This is a genomic window from Aphanothece stagnina RSMan2012 (assembly GCF_046764815.1).
Classification (GTDB): Bacteria; Cyanobacteriota; Cyanobacteriia; order PCC-6307; family Cyanobiaceae; genus NIES-981.
Genome location: NZ_JBKOUC010000015.1, coordinates 48,157 through 65,751 on the forward strand (window position 1 = coordinate 48,157; position 17,595 = coordinate 65,751).

Below are 17,595 nucleotides of genomic sequence, written 5' to 3' on the forward strand. Positions count from 1 at the left end.
CAAAAGGAGTCCACGCTTCACCATAAGTAACGTTTATTCTATAAGTTTCTTAATCTTTTTTGCGCGGGGCGCACATTTTCGGGCGATGGCCACCCGAATCACGCGTCGCCATTCCCGGCCCCCCATGGCGGGGTAAAGCCGCGGTCAAGTATCTTTAGGTCACCATGTTTTCGTTTCGTTTGCCCCTGATTGCGCTCGGCGTGAGCTTGGCGTTTGCCGTTCCGGCCCAAACTTCACGCGGGAACGTTGAGTTTGTGACCCTGGCCAAAGAAAAGACCGAGTCGCGGGAAATCACGGTCAGCGTGCCTCGATTCCGCATCACCGGCCCGCTCAAGTCCACCGCCGAAAACGCGGCCCGCGCCTTTGCCAATGAACAGCTCGCCGATTTTCGCGAAATCTTTAAGGACGGCGATGTCGGGCCCGGCCCCAAATTTTTGCAAGCCACCCCGGTGGTGGCGACCGCTCATGCCCAACTCGTGAGCTTCCGCTACGACGTGAGCACCTACACCGGCGGAGCCCACCCCAACAGCTTCACCAAGGTGTTCAACTATGGCGTGGTGAATCGACGTGCCAAATCGCTGACCCTGAGCGATCTGTTGCTGCGCGGCAAGCGCGCCGCCGACCTCACGCAAAAGGTGCTCATCCCCGCCATTAACCGGGCCAAGAAGGAACGCGGTGGCGACCCCGCCTCCTCCCTGAGCGTTGAGCAGGTGAACGCCTTTGTCATTCATTCTCAAGGCCTCACTTGGCACTTCTCGCCCTACGAACTTGGCCCGTACGCCGAAGGTGGCTACGAGATCAAGCTGACGTGGGAGCAGATGAAGGGCTACATCGACCCGGCTGGGCTCGTTCGATTCGCTCGCGGCAGCGCGCGATAACGTGATCTCTGGGGTGACATTGGGGCGGATGATCCCGTACAATCCGCCCCATGAGTCAAGACCTCTCCCGACGTGATTTGATGGCCGGTGCCGCCGCGGCGGCTCTGGCCGCAGGACTCCCCGCCTCGGCCCTCGCCCAAAACACCGGTCAGACCCCTCGACTCCGCAGTGCGCCCGGATCGGCGTACGATGTACGCACCCCCAAGCTCGAAAAAGTGCGACTCGGGTTCATCGGTATGGGCGCCCGCGGGCCGAGCCATTTGGATGCCAGCATGAACTGCGAAGGCGTGGAGATCGTCGCGATTGCCGATCCCCATGTCCCCAGCGCCAACAAGGGGGCCAAGATGACGACCAACAAGGGTCGCCCCGCGCCCAAGCTCTACACCAACGGCGATCGAGATTACGAGCGCATGCTCGGCGAAAACAAGCTCGATGCCGTGTTCATCAGCACCCCCTGGGATTGGCACGTGCCCCAAGCCGTGGCCTGCATGAAGGCCGGAGCCCACGCTCTGGTCGAAGTCCCCGCCGCCCTGACCCTGGAAGGCTGCTGGGAACTGGTGGAAACCGCCGAAGCCACCCAGCGCCACTGCATGATGCTGGAAAACGTCAACTACGGTCGCGAGGAGTTGATGGTGCTGAACATGTGCCGGCTCGGCCTGTTTGGCGAACTGCTCCACGGGGAAGCCGCCTACATTCACGACCTGCGCTGGCAAATGAAGGAGATTGAACACGGGACCGGCAGCTGGCGCACCTATCACTACACCAAGCACAACGGCAACCTGTATCCCACCCACGGACTGGGCCCGGTTGCGTGGTACATGGATATCAACCGCGGCGACCGGCTCGACTTTATGAGCAGCGTGAGTTGTCCGGCCCGCGCCCGCGCCATTTACGCCAAGCAAGAGTTCCCCGAAGGCCACGAGCGGCGCTCCCTGCGCTTTACCTGCGGCGACCTAAACACCAGCATTGCCCAAACCGTGCGCGGCAAAACGTTGATGATCCAGTGGGATGAGCAGCTGCCACGCCCGTACACCCGGCACAATCTCATTCAAGGCACCCGCGGCGTGTGGGGCGGCTTCCCGGCTCGCGTGGCCATTGAAGGGGTCACCAAAGAGTTTGAAAGCTGGACGCAAGGCGCGGCCGTGGGCGAATTCTTTACCAAGTACGACCACCCGCTTTGGAAGAAGCTGGAAGTCGAAGCCAAGCGCCATGGTGGCCATGGCGGCATGGACTTTGTGATGGTGTGGCGCATCATCTACTGCCTGCGCAACGGACTCCCGCTCGACCAAGACGTATACGATGCGGCCGCCTGGTCGGCGGTGACTCCGCTCAGCGAGATCTCGGTGGCCAATCGGGGTCGCTCGGTGGACTTCCCCGACTTCACGCGCGGCAAGTGGCGCACCATGAAGCCCGTTGACCTGAATAACTAACGGACGACGCACGACCATTCTGGTTCAAGAGCCTCGACTCCGGACTAGAATGGTCGTTATGCATGCGCTCCTGGAAACCTGGGACATCAACGCCCGCATCAACCTGTTTCTGCTCGATGCCATCCCCGAGGCGGCCATCGACACCCCCCTCACAAAGGGCAAGGCCGTGCGCGCGCACTTTGTTCACGTGCATGCCGTGCGCCTGATGTGGCTGAAGGCCTCGGCCCCCGACTTGCACGCGACGCAGACAAAACTGGAGGCGGGCGCTCTGCGTGACGAGATCGCTTCGGGCCTAACAAGCTCGGGCGCGGCGATTCGGGAACTGGTGGCCCGCGCCCAAACGCCCGAGGGTCGCATCAAAGGATTCAAGCCGCACGCGGCCGCCTTTGTGGCGTACTTGGTGGCGCACGAGAGCTTCCACCGGGCACAGATTGAGCTGGCCCTGCGCCAGGCCGGTACGCCCTTGCCCGACAAGGTCGCTTATGGCCTGTGGGAGTGGGGCGTCCGCTAACCCCCCCACGACATTTCGCGCTTTTATGCGCCAATAATGGGAGGTATGGCTTCGGGCTTTGCCTTTGAAAACCAGGAAAGCGCCACCCGCGACGAAATGAACGCGTGGGTGGCCCGCTTTGCCCCTCTGGTCATGGCACCGGCCCCCCTGGAAGCGGCGGATCTGCGTGACCGTCTTGAACTGATCGAGGGCCTGCGCCGAGATTCAGAGCGACTCGCAACGTCTAAATCGATGCTGCGCGGGCCCCAGGATGATGAGTTGGTTCGCACGTTTGAGATGGCACTGCCGCAACTCAGCCAGATTGAATCTGACCTGCGAACACGCTTGGCCCGGGTGGCTCCCGGCGACCCCGAAAGCCGGCCCGACCTCGACCGCCTGCAAGAGCGTTTGCACGAAAATGCCGCTCGGCAAGAAATGGGTTTGGCCACCGACACGGTTCCCGAAGTATTGGAGGCGGTGACCAGCGTGCCCAGTTGGGTCGCCGCGATTGGACTGCTCATTCCCGCGCTCGGCGTAGGGGCGTTTGTGACCGTCCATATGCTCCTGATGATCGGCGGCATGTGGATGGCCTTTGGCCCGGGAGCGCTTGCGCTCGTACTCTTTTACGCCATTTTTTATGCGGCGGTGGTGGCAATGTTCGGCGGCGCGTTTACGGCCGCGGCCGAAGAGACCATTCGGCTGAGCGGTACTGATCTTGTGATCACCAAAAGGTTAGGTGCCCTGAAGTTTGAGCGACGCCATCAAATTGATCCTGACCAAAAGGTCAAAGAGGTCGAGCAGAGTGAAACGAACAATCGGACAAGACGGTTTTTTGAGGTTATTGAAATGACCGATCCGACCGGCCGCCCCATCCATTTTGCCCGGGGAATCAGCAATGCCAAGCGCGAGGATCTGGTTCGCCAGCTCAACGCATACCTCGCTTATCAGCGAACGCTTCGGACTGAATCCCCGTAGAACGGAAGGGAGCAAAACAACGGTTAGGTGAGAATGGAGAGTCAAAATCTGACCGAAGGCGAAGACACGTTGCGCCAAGACATGAACCGGTGGGTGGCCCAGTTTGCCCCTCTGGTCATGGCGAATCCTGCCCTGATCCCCGAAGAGATCACCGAGCGAATCGAGCTCATTCAACAACTGCGGGCCGAAGCCGACCGGTTGATGATCGCCAAATCACTGCTCAGCCAGCCCGAAGACGCTGAACTCTTGAATACCTTTCAACTTGCGGCGCACCAGCTTCCTCAAATGGAGGCCGATTTACGTCGGCAACTCCATCTCGTTGCCCCCGGCGATCCGGAATCTAGGCCGTGCCTCACCACCCTTCAAGATCGACTCCACGAAAATTCCGCTCGGCAAGAAATGGGGTTGGCGACCGACCCTATTCCTGAGGTTTTTGAAGCCGTGACAAATACCGTAAACTGGGGCAAAACCATCGGAATCATGCTCCCTGCCCTGGGGGCGGTAGCCGTTGCGGCATTCTTTCACGGCCAAAACTTTACGGTGGGCCAAGTAACTTCAAAATCGGTCGCCCTCTTTGCCGCCACGGTGTTTATTGTCGCGATGGCCTTTGGCCGACCTTGGGCATTTTCATACCACGAAAAGCTAACCCTCAAAGGCGATGGGCTGATCCTCACCAAATGGTTGGGCCCGTTCTGGTGGCCAGTGGAGCACAAGATTACGCTTGACCAACAGGTTGAGATTGTTGAAGTGCGAGACTCGCGATCGTCGGTATGGAACGGTGGCCGCGCCATTGCCATCCAAGACTCCATCGGATTTCCGATTCATGTAGGGCGCGAACTGAGCGAAGGCAAACGCGAAGAGCTGGTTCGTCAGATCAACGCATACCTGGCCTACCAGCGATCCCTTCGTACCGAATCCCCGTAGAACCCCAGGGAACAAGGCCTCGAAAAGAGGCAACAATAAAGGTAAGGATGGAGCTTCACAACCTTACCGAAGGCGAAAACGCTTTGCGGCAAGACATGAACCGATGGGTGGCCCAGTTCGCCCCTCTGGTCATGGAGAATCCCGGCCTGGTTCCCGAAGAGATCACCGAGCGAGTCGAGCTGATTCAAAAACTACGGGCCGAAGCCGACCGGTTGATGATCGCCAAATCATCGCTCAGCCAGCCCGACGACGCAGAACTGTTGAATACCTTTCAACTCGCCGTGCGCCAACTGCCGCAAATGGAATCTGACTTGCGTCGTCAACTCCATCTTGCCGCCCCCGGCGACCCCGAATCCCGTCCGTGTCTCACCGCGCTTCAGGACCGACTGCAAGAAAACGCCGCCCGTCAAGAGATTGGCCTCAACGCACTCGATCATCTTGAGCCGATCGAAGCAAACACCGCAGAACCCAGTGCGTCCGCCGCTTTGGGCCTCGGAATCTTTGCTCTGGGATGGAACGGGTTTACCATCTTCCATGCCACCATGATGCTGGGCAGCATGCTCAAATCATTCGGTTTCCTAGCTTTACTCATGGGACTCTTCTATCTGCCGTTCTTTGCGGTTGGACTCCTCATGATTGCCGGCGTGGTCTTTTCTCTCTGCCGCGAGAGTATTCGGCTGGAGGGCAACAAACTCACCGTCACGTACCGATGGGGCCCCTTCACCTACCTCCGCAAGCACGAAATCGACATTGACCAATTGGTGAAACAGTCTGAAGTCTTGGATTCTGATACCAACAAAATGCAAAAACAAGACCAGATTGAGTTCACTGACACCAAAGGTAAGCCCGTCCGTATGGCCCGGGGGCTCAGTCAAAGTGCACGCGCCAAGCTCATCAAAAAGCTCAACGCTCACCTGCTTTCCGCTCGCCATAATGCCGAATCAACGGCCTTGGCATCTTAACCTTTTGGTGATTTGACCACTTCCGTCAAGACGCTTAGCAAGCGAGATTGGGTCGCTGCATCTTTCACCGCCAGACGCAGACCGTACCGACGTAACTCCTCTTGCCCCTCAGGAAACGCGCGCACAAAAATGCCCCGCTCCATCATGGCTTGGGCAATCCTCTCGGTTTCCAAATCACTTGTGCGCACGTCGGCCAAAACGAAATTTGCCGAAGATGGCGCAACTTCCCAGCCGAGCCCAACAAGGTGCTCCACCATTTGGTTACGCAGAGTTGCGGTTTCACGCCACCGAGCCGGGTAATACTCAGAATCTCTCAACGCCATAATCGCCGCCACCTGCGCCGGTAAGTCCACCGCCCACGGAGGCGTCTGCCGTTGAAGTTCCGCCGTGCGCTCGGCGGGAGCGATGAGGTACCCAATGCGCAAACCACTCAGCGCGTAAACCTTCGACATCGACTTGAGCACCATTAGGTTCGGCCTGCGCGCAACCTCGGTTTCCAAGCTCTCCGCAGACCAACCATTTGGTGAACCTGCGTATTCCAAGTATGTTTCATCGATCCAAACCGCTACGGTCTCCGGCAAAAGATCAAGCAGTTTCACGACTTCAGTCCGCGGCAAAAATCCGCCCGTGGGCGAATTGGGATTGACCAGGACAAGCAGGTCGTAGCCCGCCGCCGCCCGTGCCAGAGCCTCAATGTCCACCCGGTACCCTTCTTCCCGATGGAGGTCAAAGGCGTCCACCTTCGATCCAAGCACATGGTCAAGAACGTGCGCGTATTCACCGTAGGTCGGTCGAAGAGCCAGCGCCCGCACTCCCGAAAACCACTGCCGGAAGGCGGCAAAAATCAGCGACGATGACCCCGGCCCGGCGGTCACGCAGGCCGGCAAAACACCTCGAGTTTCGGAAATCGCCGCCAGCAGCCCCTCGCAGCGGGTCGGTGGAGAGGTTCGCATCAGCCAATCAAGGTGCTCGGTCAGGCGGGCAACAATGGCCGGATCGGGGGGAAACCAGGCGTCCAGCACATCGGCATTGATGATCTCATCGGCCCGGCGCAAATCGCCAAAATCAGCCCCGATAGCATCCCAAAACGCCCCGCCGTGAACGGCAATATCGGCCATATCTCATCCTATGCCATCTCGGCCCCGGCCGGTAGCGCGGATGGGCTTATCCGCCGCCCTTTTGGCTTTCTAGCTGCAAAATCCGGGCCTCGGCCAGTTCCCGAATCCTTCCGGCCAGCGCAGGCAGAGCATCGGTTCTTCCGGTCGCTTCAAATGATGCCAGCGTGCGCCGAGCTCCGCGCTCATCAATCCGCTGGATCAAGCCCCGAACGCGAATGTTCACGCCATCCACCTCATACCGACCCGACAGACGATAGGCATTGGGGTGAGTGGTCACATCCAGCCACGGCTTAATGGTATTGGCCTGCCGCAGAGCCGACCGCATGGCCGCCTCCAGCGCTAACGGATCTTCTTCATCCTGATCAAAAGTGCCCAGCAACACCACCGGCATGGGCGGACGCAAGCCAAGTTTGCCTCGGAATTCAGGCCGGGTGACGCCCAAATCAAACGATGCGCCCGAACGACTCCGCTTCAGTTGCGGACGCTGAATGCCGGTAATCCCGACCTCGTTGCGCAGCGATTCCACCCGATTGGCCGCATAAGTCAACCACCGCTCCACATCCAAAAACAGCTCGCCGCTCGAAGCCGCCCGCAGGCCATCGCCTGAGGCCCGGTCAATGGCCTCCAGCAAAGAGTAGGTCAGCAATCCGTGCTCAACGTTGGCCGATTCGTAGCTTTTTTGATCGGCAGCGGCGCCGGCCAGTAACCACATCCCGGTGCTGTCGCGCAGGGCTTCATAGGCGCGTTGATAATCGGCTCCGGCCGAGCGCTCTGCCCCCAGGGTGTTGAGGGCCGCCCCACTTTGGCAGGTATCCAGCACCACCACCTGCTTGGCCGCGGGCATGGCGGTCAACTGATCGCGCAGCGTCGTTCCGCTCACGGCTCCGGTCTCGGCGGTCAAAGGCGTCACGGCGTTCGGATCGGTTTCGGGAGTGAGAAAGAAATAGTCGCGGCGTTCCCCAATCTGGCTCAATCCGTGACCGGCCATAAACACCATCACAATGTCCGAGGGAGTGGTTTGCGGGGCCGTTTCGGCAAACCACCGCAAAATGTTTGCCCGGGTGGGTCGGCGATCGGCAGGAGCATCGGGGGTCGTGGCCAAAACGGTGATGTTCACCCGACCGGGCAGCAGCCGCTCCGCCGAATCCTGAATCGCCTTGGCCAAGGCCTCCGCATCTCGGGCCGGAGCTTGCAAATCACCCCCGGTTCCGGCGTAGTCCCCCACGCCCACAAACAAGGCGAACAAACGCACCGGCGGAGCCTGCAAATCCGTGGGAACGCCCAAATCCAAGGGCCAGGGCCGACTGGAGAGCGTGCCATCGCGATTGGCCACGGTCACCGTCAGCACGTTTCCTCGCCCCGGCGGCAGCAACGCCGACGGGAGCAAGAAGGGCCGCACATCCTTCAGTCCAATTCGAAAATAGCCGGCCCCGGTGCGGGTGGAAAGGCGCTTGCCGTTCAGGGCCACTTCCACCCGTCCAATCCCCCCGTTTTCACGCTCCGAGATGGCGACTTCGATGTTTTCGCCCGCCCGCGTGAGCTTCACTTCGGGATACATGCGCAACGAATCGAGCTGCGGAACCGGCCGAGAGGTTCCACGCTCAAGCCCAAGCACTCGGGCCATCAAACCGGGATCATGAAAGGCGTCCTTCAGCTGATCGAACTCCACCGGTTCTAATCCACCGCTCCAGCGCAACACAAAAATCGCTCCGCGCACCGCAGCCGCATCGGGGGCATCAAAGCGGCCCTCAGCATCGTAAAACACCCATTGCTGGTCGCGGGTGGGAGCAAAGGTGCCGCTTCGTCCAATTTGGGGGAACAGGCTGGCCGCTCCCGAAAGACTCGGGGCATCCACCACATGCACCCCGGCGGAATCGTCGCACACCAGCAACCGTTTTCCATCGGGCATCCACGTGGCGCTGATGGCCACGCCATCGGTAGGAATGCGGTAAGCCGGAACCTTGTCCACCAAATCCCACACCACAATCTGATCGCCTTGGCTCACTGCGTAGTGCCGACCATCCGGATGAAGCGGAGCGCAAAGATCCGAAAGCGGCCCAAACCGGACGCTGATGCGAGAATCCGCCTCGCCCGTGGCCGGGTTCACCACAATGACTTCTTGGTCGTAACCCACCACACCCCGCGCCCCATCGGGACTGAACAAAACCGACAAGGGATTGCCGTGATCCGGGTCAACCGAGAGCCGCTTGGGGTCACTGCCGTCTTTCGCTCTCACCCGCGTGATGGAGCCCTTAGCGGCGGCAATCAGCCATTCCCCATTGGGGGAAACCGCCATGCGGTCGGCGGCAAAGTCGACCGCGTACGCATCCTTGGCCTCAAAGGTGGTGCCATCGAGCACGGCAATTGCGTTTTGGCGCTCGCCATTTATCGTAAGTTGCAGGTTCAGCAACATGCCCCCGCGTTTGGGCAGCCACGCAACCGAAAAAAGTCGGCCCAATCCGCGCGTGACATCAATGCGCCGAATCGCCTCCCCGGTCACCGCATCCAGAACCGTCAGCGTCCCCAGCCGATTGAGAACAAACGCGACTTCCCCATCGGGCGAAAACCCCGCCCGGAGCCCATCGCCTAAGTTCACCATCACGCGGTCGCCGGGGACATCGATCAGTTGCCAGCCCCGCCGGAAGGTCAGCGCCCGACGACCATCGGCCGAAACGTGCGACTGGAATGAACCCTTGGGAAGCACCCGGGGCGAATCGAGCGGCTGGCGGGGATCCAAAATCCGGACTTCGTCAAGGGTTTCCACGACCAGTCGTTGACCGCGCAAGCCCGCCGCCAGCGGAGCGCGCAGCCACCCCTGAAACTCTTCGCTTGCCACTCCCGATTCAAACGCATGCGGACGCACCGACCCGTCCACGTATCCCATCCAAAACACCGACCCATCCGGGCTGAACTCACCGGCGGTGGGCAGCGAGTCGGGCGGAACCACAAACGGACGCCCTTTCAGATCATCCAGATCCCACATGCCGATACGGTTGTTCGTCGAAGCGGTGGCCAAATGCTTCCCGTACCGACTCACCCGCACCTCTCGGATGGGGGCGGCCGTGCCCGGCAGAGTAGCCTTGACTTGCCCGCTCACCTGATCGCGAAGTTCAATGCGGCCGGCGGCATCAAACACCGCGACCTGACCCCCACTCACGGGGGTTGCCGCGGAATTTAGGATGGGAAGATCGCCTTTTTCGCCCATCACGTGGGGGGCCGTCCACAGCACCCGCTGACCGTTCACTTGAAACTGGGTGGCCGTACCATCGGTGCCGGTCATGGTCAAAAACTGACCGGTGGCATCCCATCTCACCCATGCCTGGCTGGGCGCAGGGGACACAAATCGCTGGGGGGTCCCGCCTTGCGTGCGCCAAATAAATCCGGTCGATTCCGCTCCCACGGCGGCCACGTGCGTTCCGTTGGGATCGAAGGCAAGGTCGGCCACGGGTTTACCCGGCCCCATCAGCAGAGTGGGGTTGCCGGTGCGACGCCAAAGCCAAACCGGGCCGGTAGAAAGGGCCACGGCCACCATTTGCCCATCGGGCGAGACCGCACCCTTCCGGAATTCAGAGCCCCGAGGCGCCTCAACCAGCGCGATCCGCTCGCCCGATTTGGCATCCCAAAGCGCGAATCGGCCATCGGCCCGGCAAAACACCACCGACCCGTTTTTGGAAAAGGTGACCTCCTCCACCACCCCGTCCAACCCGCCGAGCGTGCGCAGAATACGACCGGAGCGGGCATCCCAAAGTCGAGGGGCGTACAGGCGGTTGTGGGTGACCAAGCGCGATCCGTCGGCGGACTGCTCCAGATCCTCCATCCGATACTCGGTGGTTTGAATCTGGAGCCGCACCCGGGGCGATTCCGGCCCGGTGGTGACCGTACGCAGCGTGGCCCCAAGCGACGCGAACAAGATCCCCACCGCAAACGAGGCGAGGAGCCTCCGGCCGGTTTCAGATGGACAGGCCATGGGCACACCTCGCCTCGCGTTCATTGCGCTGCGTTCCTTAGTTCATCAACAAGATCGGTTCTTTGGCCCGTTCAGGTGAGCTGAACACGGCGTTCGGCACCTGGGCAAACTTGTTCTTTTCCAGCACGTCCTTCACCACGTCCACCATCTCTTGCGCCGGAGCCGTCGGGATGTCCTTCAGGATCGCCAGCATGATAAGCGTGAACGCGCCATGCGCCGGAGAATTGTCCTTGAACTGCAGGTCGCTGGTGGTTTGCGATTCTTGACCCGCAAACAGGAACGCAAAGCTTCCCGGAGCCTGAGCTTGGCGGGGTTTGGCCACCGCGCCTTGAAGCTGAGTCAAGCGTTGCGCGGCCACCGGAGCCGCCGACTTGGGCAGTCGGGCCGTGAATTTTTGCTTGGCAATCACATCGGCCGGCATGCGATCCATGCCTCCGCTGTGGCAGGAATCAAAAATGAGGGTGGCCCGGATGCCCGATTTCACCCACAGATTGCTCAACTCCTGGAAGAACTTGTCCGGCACCAGCTTATGATCGGCCAGCACCAGCACCTCTTGCTTGCCATCGGCTTCGGTCGTATCCGCAATTTGCGCACCGTGGCCGCTGTACATAAACACCACCTGATCACCCGGCTTGGCGCTACGCAGTAGCCAGCGCATGCCCTCGACAAATCCGTTCTCGTTGGCCTGGCCGTTCGTGATGAGGCGGATGTTTTCGGGCTTGACCTTAAAGCCGGTCTTCAAAATCTCGCTCATCTCAGTGACGTCGTTGACACAGCCATGCAAATCTTCGGAAACCAAATTTCCATTGGCATCCCGCAGGGGCTGACCGCGCGCATCGGTCGGCTCGGGATAGTCGTTGATCCCGATCATCAGGGCATAGGTTTCGGCGAAGCTCAGAGCGGCCAGACAAAGCGTCGATGCTAAAACGAGTCCGCGCAGTTTGTTCAAAAAGTTCATGGTCATTCCTCGGTGACCGAACGAACGGTCAGGATTGCAATTTCAAACGATGCTCTCCTAACTGCGTTACATTGTGCCCTGTTGGGGCCCACTTTTTGCGCGGTTTTCTCCCGTCCCATTCACCAACCGCGCGTTCAGAACACAGTTTTTTGCTCAAGGCCCAATTCTCATTCGATAGTCCCGCATGCGGACTGCCACCGCGCGCACGGGCGTAACAAAAGGCGGCTGGCCCCTCGGGCTGGCCCTCCTGCCATCACCATGAGTGCTCCGATCTCCCTCATCACCGGTGCCAACAAGGGCATTGGATTCGAAACCGCCCGCCAACTGGGCCAACTTGGCCACACCGTTTTGCTCGGCGCGCGCGATGCCGCTCGGGGCGAAGCCGCCGCCGCCACACTGCGCAACGAAGGCATCAACGCCCACTTTATCGCGCTCGATGTCAACGATGAAGCCAGCATTCAGGCGGCCGCGCATGCCGTGGAATCGCAGTTTGGCCATGTCGATGCCCTCATCAACAACGCCGGCGTGAACTACGAAGCGTTCGGAACCCCCGCCGCCAGCCCTTCGCGCCAGACCCTGCAAAAAACCCTCGACACCAACCTTTTCGGCCTCATTGCGGTCACCGAAGCGTTTCTGCCGCTGGTGAAAAAAAGCGCGGCGGGAAGGATCGTCAATCTGAGCTCGGTACTCGGCAGCCTTACCCTGCATGCCGACCCTAAGTCCGACATCTACAATTTCAAGGCTCCGGCGTACGACATCAGCAAGGCGGCCGTGAACATGTACACCACCCACCTGGCATGGGAACTCCGTAAGACGCCGATCAAGGTGAATGCGGCCCACCCTGGTTGGGTGAAAACCGACATGGGCGGCGAAGAAGCCCCGATGGAACTGGTGGACGGGGCGAAAACCAGCGTCCACCTGGCCACTCTGCCCGCCGATGGCCCGACGGGCGGATTCTTCCACCTTTCCGATCCCTTGCCCTGGTAAGCCAGGCTATCGCGAGTTGAGGCCCTGATTCAACCGGGGCCTTTCCGTCCGCGTTGTGGACTTTCCGACCAAGCCCCCTGCTGGGTCAGCGGCACCGGCAGATCCAAAATCCATCGAATTGATTTCAGACACTGCGCCATAACTGTCTGAAAAGCCTGCAAGGTTGCGGGGAGAGCCATCGGAAAACAGGCACGGCGTTTGCGTTGTTCGGCTTCCGGAGAAATCCAATATGAAGCGGACCACACTCGCTCTCGCCCTTGGGCTATCCATCGTCACTCCGGCGATGGCCCAAACCATCATCACCACGCCCCGTTCCACCGATGGACGTGGCGACGTGTTCCTGCGCGAATACCGCGCGGGAGGACTCATCTACAACAACTTCAAATACGCGAAAGGCGTCAAGGACCTGGTGTTCAACGCGCACGATCCCAATGCGTATCGTGTGATTGCCGGCCCCAACACCAGCATTGGCAACAAGCGCACCGTGTTGGGGGCTTCTCACCTGCGCGGCGACGAAGTCAACCAGTCCACCTGGCTCAACCGCGCCGGAGACGTGTTCAAAAACAGCAACTTGAACCACTTTGTCGACCTGGCCGGCAACTCGCACCCCTTCGCCCTCACCATCGATTACAGCAACAACCCGTTGATGGACGGTCTGCTGTTTTTTGAACGAGGAACCGGCGGTAGCAACAGTCCGGTCGTGCTCTCGGCGGTGGATGCCCAGGGTCGCAAAATCGGGAAGGACTTTCTGGTTGATCCGGCCCAGATGATCCGCAACGTGAATGAAGCCGCGACTTACTCGCAAGGCGAAAGTCTGCACTTTTCGGGCAGCCAAACCCAAAGCGCCAAGTTCCTCGATATCAAGCGCGATTTCGGGGTCAACTCCATGGCTTACCTGCGCATCACCCAGCCGCAACTGGGCGTCACCTACGGCAACGGTCTGCGATTCAACGGACTCCTGCACGGTCAAGACTTCCAGCCCGACTTTAAGGTGATTGGGACGGGTCAACCCGTGCCCGAACCCGCGACCATGACCGTTCTGGCCATGGGGGCGCTTGCCGCGATGCGCCGCCGCAAAAAGGCCGCCTAACCGCCGCCTCTAACAACATCCAGTCACGCCCTCTGCTCCGCCCGGATCCACCACACCACTTCGGGCGGAGCCGGGGGCGATTCCACTTTTTTCCGGCAAGGCTTGACGAAAGCGCACCGGCGCTCGCCATACTGACTTTCCAAGCAACGACGCGAACGGACAAGGGTGTCCCGCTTTGGTGACCCTATGTTTTTGTCTGTCCTCCGGCTTTTGCCCGGTTTAAGCTTGCTTGTCCTGCCTTCGCTTGCCCTGGCGCAAGCCGAAACCCCCGCCATCAGCCCGGCCGATTCGGCCTGGATGATTGTGGCCACGGCCCTGGTGCTAGTGATGACCCCGGCCCTCGCCTTGTTCTACGGCGGACTCGTCCATCGCAAAAACGTGCTGAACACCATGCTGCTTAGCTTTGCCATGATGGGCGTTGTCAGTCTTCTCTGGGTGCTTTTGGGCTACAGCATCGCCTTTGCGCCCTCGGCCAATGGCCTGTGGGGCGACCTGCGCTTTGCCTTTGGCAACGGACTCTCGCTCGATGCCCCTTACGGCACCCTGACGATCCCGGCGGTGCTGTTCATGCTGTTTCAAATGAAGTTCGCCATCATCACCCCCGCCCTCATCAGCGGCGCGGTGGTGGAGCGGGCCAAGTTCGGCGCGTTTTTGGTCTTCACTGCGCTCTGGTCGATCCTGGTGTATTCGGTGGTCAGCTGCTGGGTGTGGAACGCCGACGGCTGGCTGTTTAAGCTTGGCGCGCTTGATTTTGCGGGCGGAACCGTGGTGCACGTCGCCAGCGGATTCGCCGCTCTTGGGCTGTGCATTGCCCTTGGCACCCGCAAGCATCCCGGAGCGCAACCGCACAACACGACTCTGACCCTGCTAGGCGCGGGACTCTTGTGGTTTGGCTGGTTTGGGTTCAATGCCGGATCGGCGTATGCCATCAACGGCATTGCCATCAACGCCTTTTTGGTCACGCACGTGGCCGCCGCCGCCGGCATGTGCGCCTGGATGCTGGTGGAATATCTGGCTGAACGCCGCGTGACCGCCGTCGGTGCGGCCTCGGGACTCATTGCGGGCCTCGTCGGCATCACTCCCGCCGCCGGGTTTGTGGGCGTCATGGGCAGCCTGGCCATTGGGGGCGTGGTGGGAGCAGCCTGTTTTTACGGAATCCGACTCAAGCACCGCCTGGGCTACGACGACGCGCTGGATGTCGTCGGGATTCACGGCCTGGGCGGGGTGATCGGATCGCTCCTGACCGGGGTTTTTGCCAGCGCTGCCATTAACCCCATCGTGGCCGAGAGCCTCAAGGACGGCCGCTTGGCACTGCTCGGCAAGCAAGCCCTGGGCGTAGTGGTCGTCGGCGCGTTTTCGCTGGTGGCAAGCTGGCTGCTGGCCAAAGCCATCGACCGCACTCTGGGGCTGAGGGTGGATGAAGCCGAAGAAGCCGCAGGACTTGACGTGGTGACTCATGGCGAAAGCGGCTACGCCCTCATCGATGACTTGGCCCCGCTCGGACTCGATGCTGAGCCATCGGCCACCGTCCGCTGACGGCCTAGATTCTGGCCCCTCGCCGCGCGTCCGAGGGGCCTACCCTAATGCCCGCCCTTTGCCAGACCAAAGATAGGTCTGGTATCTTTCTAGATCCGCGAGCTGCCGCATAGCTCAGCGGTAGAGCAGCTGACTGTTAATCAGCGGGTCATAGGTTCGAATCCTATTGCGGCAGCCACTTTCCAACTTGACTCCTCGCCAACGGCGGGGTTTTGTTGTTTTAAGGGGGTTGGCCTGCGCGAGTGAACGGACATCGGAGCCGCAGAGGGCCGATCGTCGACCTCGAGAAAAGCCCTCCCTTATCGCCGCTCCACCAGAATCTGGCCGTGAGAATCGGTGCCGCCGTCGCTCCGAACACTGGCCCGGAGCGTCACTTTCGACCCGGGAGAGAGGTTCACGGAGGGAAAATCGTAGGCATTCCCTTCGTTGCGGCCGCCCGTTGTGCCGAGCTGCTCCACCCGGCCCGCGCGGATGCCTCCCACCCAAAGCTCGGCCCACCGAATATCCATGCGATGGGCCCCGTGCGAAAATTCGAACCGCACGCGGTACGCGCCGCTCGCCTTAATGGCCGCCGTCAGATCCCATTCGCGTTCTTGCCACTCCTCGCTCATCTGCTCCGGAGACCAAGCCGCCGCCGGCACATCCTCCGGCGACATCGGCCTAAAGTTCACCCCAAGCACGGTGAGCCGCTCAAGATGCACGCCGAGTCTCGCCAGGAAGTCATCAAAGGAACGCAGATTCTGGTTTGTCCACCCAACCTCGGCCACCGCGCACCCTCGGGGGTACGCCATGTACTCCACATGAGCATAGGTCTTCATGTATTCCGTCCACAAATTGCCCTGCACCCCCAGAACGTGGTGGCGCTTGTCCTCCGGAATCTCTGCGACCATAGGATCGAACGAATACACCCCCCGAAGCGGCAAGAACCCTCCAATCGCCAAGGGCTCATCGGCATTGCGCGATTGGTAGTAGTCCAGATACATGTGGCTGGTCGGGCTCATGACGGTGTCTTTGCCCAGCTTGGCGGCGGCGACCCCACCGGCAGTTCCGCGCCAGCTCATCACGGCCGCGCCATCGGCCAGGCCTCCTTCAAGAATCTCATCCCAGCCAATCAGGCGGCGCCCGCGCGATTGGATATGCGCATCCATTTGCCGAATGAACCAGCTTTGCAGTTCGTATTCCGTCTTTAAACCGCGCTCGCGCATGCGCTGCTGCTCTTCAGGATCCTTCCGCCACTGATCCTTGGGGCATTCATCGCCGCCAATATGAATGAACCGGCTGGGGAAGATGGCCATCACCTCATCCAGCACATCGCGGCAAAACTGAACCGTGGATTCCCGGGTGTTGAGCACGCGCGGGCTCACTCCCCACTCTTTCATCACCTCGGCGGGCTTCCCGTCGCCCAGTTCAGGATAGGCGGCAATCGCCGCCACCATGTGCCCGGGCATATCAATTTCGGGCACGACGGTGATGAAGCGATCCGCCGCATAAGCCACGATCTCCCGCAGTTCGTCCTGCGTGTAGTACCCCCCGTGCGGAATGCCGTCGAATTTGCCCGTATTGCGACCAATCACCGTTTCCGACCGCCACGCTCCAATCTCGGTCAACCGAGGGTACTTTTTGATCTCCACTCGCCAACCTTGGTCATCCGTGAGGTGCATGTGGAAGGTGTTCAGCTTGTGCATCGCCAGCAGGTCGATGAACCGCTTGATCTCCTTGACCGGCTGGTAGTGCCGCGCGACATCGAGCATGAGACCCCGCCATTGAAAACGCGGAACATCTCGAATCTCAACCTGCGGAATTGTCCATTCCACCGATTGGCGCGTTCGGGCGTAGATGGCCGGAGGCAGCAGCTGACGCAGGGTTTGCAATCCGTAAAACGCCCCGGCGGGTCGATACGCCAAAACGGTGATTCCCTGCGGAGTCACGCTGAGGGAATAGCCTTCCTCTCCCAGCGTCACGTCGCTCGATTTGCGAAGCGTGAGCGTGGCGGGCTGCCCCGCCGAAACGGGCGGAAATGAGAAACCCGTGGCCGGACGCACCCATTCGCGCCAGGTGCGCTCCAGACCTTTGAATTCCGGATCGGAGGCAATGGTTGCGGTGGGATTGAGGGGCACCGGCGCGCCCGTCACCCGCACCTCTTGGGGACGAGGCACCAAGGCAAGTCCCACTTCTGCCGGGGCCACGTTGCCCAAGGCCATCATTGCAATCAGCATGAGGGCCCCAGTCTACTAAGCCTGGCGGCGACCTGACTACCCTGGCACGCGTCTGCCTTCATGA

At 60.6% G+C, this 17,595-nt stretch carries 13 protein-coding genes and 1 tRNA gene; 10 read left to right on the top strand and 4 right to left on the bottom strand.

Annotated elements, in window-relative coordinates; genetic code table 11:
• Nucleotides 1-164: 164 nt before the first annotated feature.
• From ACLNEE_RS11270 to ACLNEE_RS11295, 6 genes are all read left to right on the top strand, one after another.
• On the top strand, nucleotides 165-878 hold the full coding sequence (locus ACLNEE_RS11270) for a DUF3298 and DUF4163 domain-containing protein (RefSeq protein WP_412007112.1): 714 nt from the start codon (nucleotides 165-167) through the stop codon (nucleotides 876-878).
• 50 nt (nucleotides 879-928) lie between these two features.
• Nucleotides 929-2,308, top strand: a complete 1,380-nt coding sequence (locus ACLNEE_RS11275) for a Gfo/Idh/MocA family protein (protein WP_412007113.1) — start codon at nucleotides 929-931, stop codon at nucleotides 2,306-2,308.
• A 58-nt stretch (nucleotides 2,309-2,366) separates the two neighbouring features.
• Complete coding sequence (locus ACLNEE_RS11280) at nucleotides 2,367-2,819, top strand: DinB family protein (protein WP_412007114.1); 453 nt, start codon at nucleotides 2,367-2,369, stop codon at nucleotides 2,817-2,819.
• A 45-nt stretch (nucleotides 2,820-2,864) separates the two neighbouring features.
• Nucleotides 2,865-3,773: a hypothetical protein gene (locus ACLNEE_RS11285; RefSeq protein ID WP_412007115.1), complete on the top strand. Its 909-nt coding sequence runs from the start codon at nucleotides 2,865-2,867 to the stop codon at nucleotides 3,771-3,773.
• Between the two features lie 93 nt (nucleotides 3,774-3,866).
• Nucleotides 3,867-4,697: a hypothetical protein gene (locus ACLNEE_RS11290; RefSeq protein ID WP_412007116.1), complete on the top strand. Its 831-nt coding sequence runs from the start codon at nucleotides 3,867-3,869 to the stop codon at nucleotides 4,695-4,697.
• Between the two features lie 107 nt (nucleotides 4,698-4,804).
• Nucleotides 4,805-5,659, top strand: coding sequence for a hypothetical protein (locus tag ACLNEE_RS11295; protein WP_412007117.1), 855 nt, complete (start codon nucleotides 4,805-4,807; stop codon nucleotides 5,657-5,659).
• On the opposite strand, the gene ACLNEE_RS11300 is transcribed toward ACLNEE_RS11295, so the two are convergent.
• From ACLNEE_RS11300 to ACLNEE_RS11310, 3 genes are all read right to left on the bottom strand, one after another.
• Nucleotides 5,656-6,777: a pyridoxal phosphate-dependent aminotransferase gene (locus ACLNEE_RS11300; RefSeq protein WP_412007118.1), complete on the bottom strand. Its 1,122-nt coding sequence runs from the start codon at nucleotides 6,775-6,777 to the stop codon at nucleotides 5,656-5,658. The two genes, ACLNEE_RS11295 and ACLNEE_RS11300, sit on opposite strands and share 4 nt — an antisense overlap.
• A 46-nt stretch (nucleotides 6,778-6,823) precedes the next feature.
• Nucleotides 6,824-10,687: a caspase family protein gene (locus ACLNEE_RS11305; protein ID WP_412007119.1), complete on the bottom strand. Its 3,864-nt coding sequence runs from the start codon at nucleotides 10,685-10,687 to the stop codon at nucleotides 6,824-6,826.
• 94 nt (nucleotides 10,688-10,781) lie between these two features.
• Nucleotides 10,782-11,708 (bottom strand): caspase family protein, encoded by a 927-nt coding sequence (locus ACLNEE_RS11310; protein WP_412007120.1) that lies wholly within the window; start codon nucleotides 11,706-11,708, stop codon nucleotides 10,782-10,784.
• Nucleotides 11,709-11,960: 252 nt separating this feature from the next.
• Between ACLNEE_RS11310 and ACLNEE_RS11315 the strand changes: the two genes are divergently transcribed.
• The 4 genes from ACLNEE_RS11315 to ACLNEE_RS11330 all read left to right on the top strand — a co-directional run bounded on the left by ACLNEE_RS11315 (nucleotide 11,961) and on the right by ACLNEE_RS11330 (nucleotide 15,493).
• Nucleotides 11,961-12,689: an SDR family oxidoreductase gene (locus tag ACLNEE_RS11315; RefSeq protein ID WP_412007121.1), complete on the top strand. Its 729-nt coding sequence runs from the start codon at nucleotides 11,961-11,963 to the stop codon at nucleotides 12,687-12,689.
• 283 nt (nucleotides 12,690-12,972) lie between these two features.
• Entirely contained in the window at nucleotides 12,973-13,779 is an 807-nt protein-coding gene (locus tag ACLNEE_RS11320) for a PEP-CTERM sorting domain-containing protein (RefSeq protein ID WP_412007122.1), read from the top strand.
• Between the two features lie 186 nt (nucleotides 13,780-13,965).
• Nucleotides 13,966-15,315 (top strand): ammonium transporter, encoded by a 1,350-nt coding sequence (locus ACLNEE_RS11325; protein WP_412007123.1) that lies wholly within the window; start codon nucleotides 13,966-13,968, stop codon nucleotides 15,313-15,315.
• 103 nt (nucleotides 15,316-15,418) lie between these two features.
• A tRNA-Asn gene (locus ACLNEE_RS11330) sits at nucleotides 15,419-15,493 on the top strand.
• A gap of 121 nt (nucleotides 15,494-15,614) precedes the next feature.
• Here ACLNEE_RS11330 and ACLNEE_RS11335 read toward each other — a convergent pair.
• Nucleotides 15,615-17,531, bottom strand: a complete 1,917-nt coding sequence (locus ACLNEE_RS11335; RefSeq protein ID WP_412007124.1) for a beta-N-acetylhexosaminidase — start codon at nucleotides 17,529-17,531, stop codon at nucleotides 15,615-15,617.
• Between the last annotated feature and the right edge of the window lie 64 nt (nucleotides 17,532-17,595).

Excerpts from the sequence above, each read along its gene's own strand:
- ACLNEE_RS11325 (WP_412007123.1), top strand. The coding sequence starts at position 13,966 with ATGTTTTTGTCTGTCCTCCGGCTTTTGCCCGGTTTAAGCTTGCTTGTC.
- ACLNEE_RS11335 (WP_412007124.1), bottom strand. The coding sequence starts at position 17,531 with ATGCTGATTGCAATGATGGCCTTGGGCAACGTGGCCCCGGCAGAAGTG.
- ACLNEE_RS11300 (WP_412007118.1), bottom strand. The coding sequence starts at position 6,777 with ATGGCCGATATTGCCGTTCACGGCGGGGCGTTTTGGGATGCTATCGGG.
- ACLNEE_RS11285 (WP_412007115.1), top strand. The coding sequence starts at position 2,865 with ATGGCTTCGGGCTTTGCCTTTGAAAACCAGGAAAGCGCCACCCGCGAC.
- ACLNEE_RS11310 (WP_412007120.1), bottom strand. The coding sequence starts at position 11,708 with ATGACCATGAACTTTTTGAACAAACTGCGCGGACTCGTTTTAGCATCG.
- ACLNEE_RS11280 (WP_412007114.1), top strand. The coding sequence starts at position 2,367 with ATGCATGCGCTCCTGGAAACCTGGGACATCAACGCCCGCATCAACCTG.
- ACLNEE_RS11270 (WP_412007112.1), top strand. The coding sequence starts at position 165 with ATGTTTTCGTTTCGTTTGCCCCTGATTGCGCTCGGCGTGAGCTTGGCG.
- ACLNEE_RS11275 (WP_412007113.1), top strand. The coding sequence starts at position 929 with ATGAGTCAAGACCTCTCCCGACGTGATTTGATGGCCGGTGCCGCCGCG.
- ACLNEE_RS11320 (WP_412007122.1), top strand. The coding sequence starts at position 12,973 with ATGGCCCAAACCATCATCACCACGCCCCGTTCCACCGATGGACGTGGC.
- ACLNEE_RS11315 (WP_412007121.1), top strand. The coding sequence starts at position 11,961 with ATGAGTGCTCCGATCTCCCTCATCACCGGTGCCAACAAGGGCATTGGA.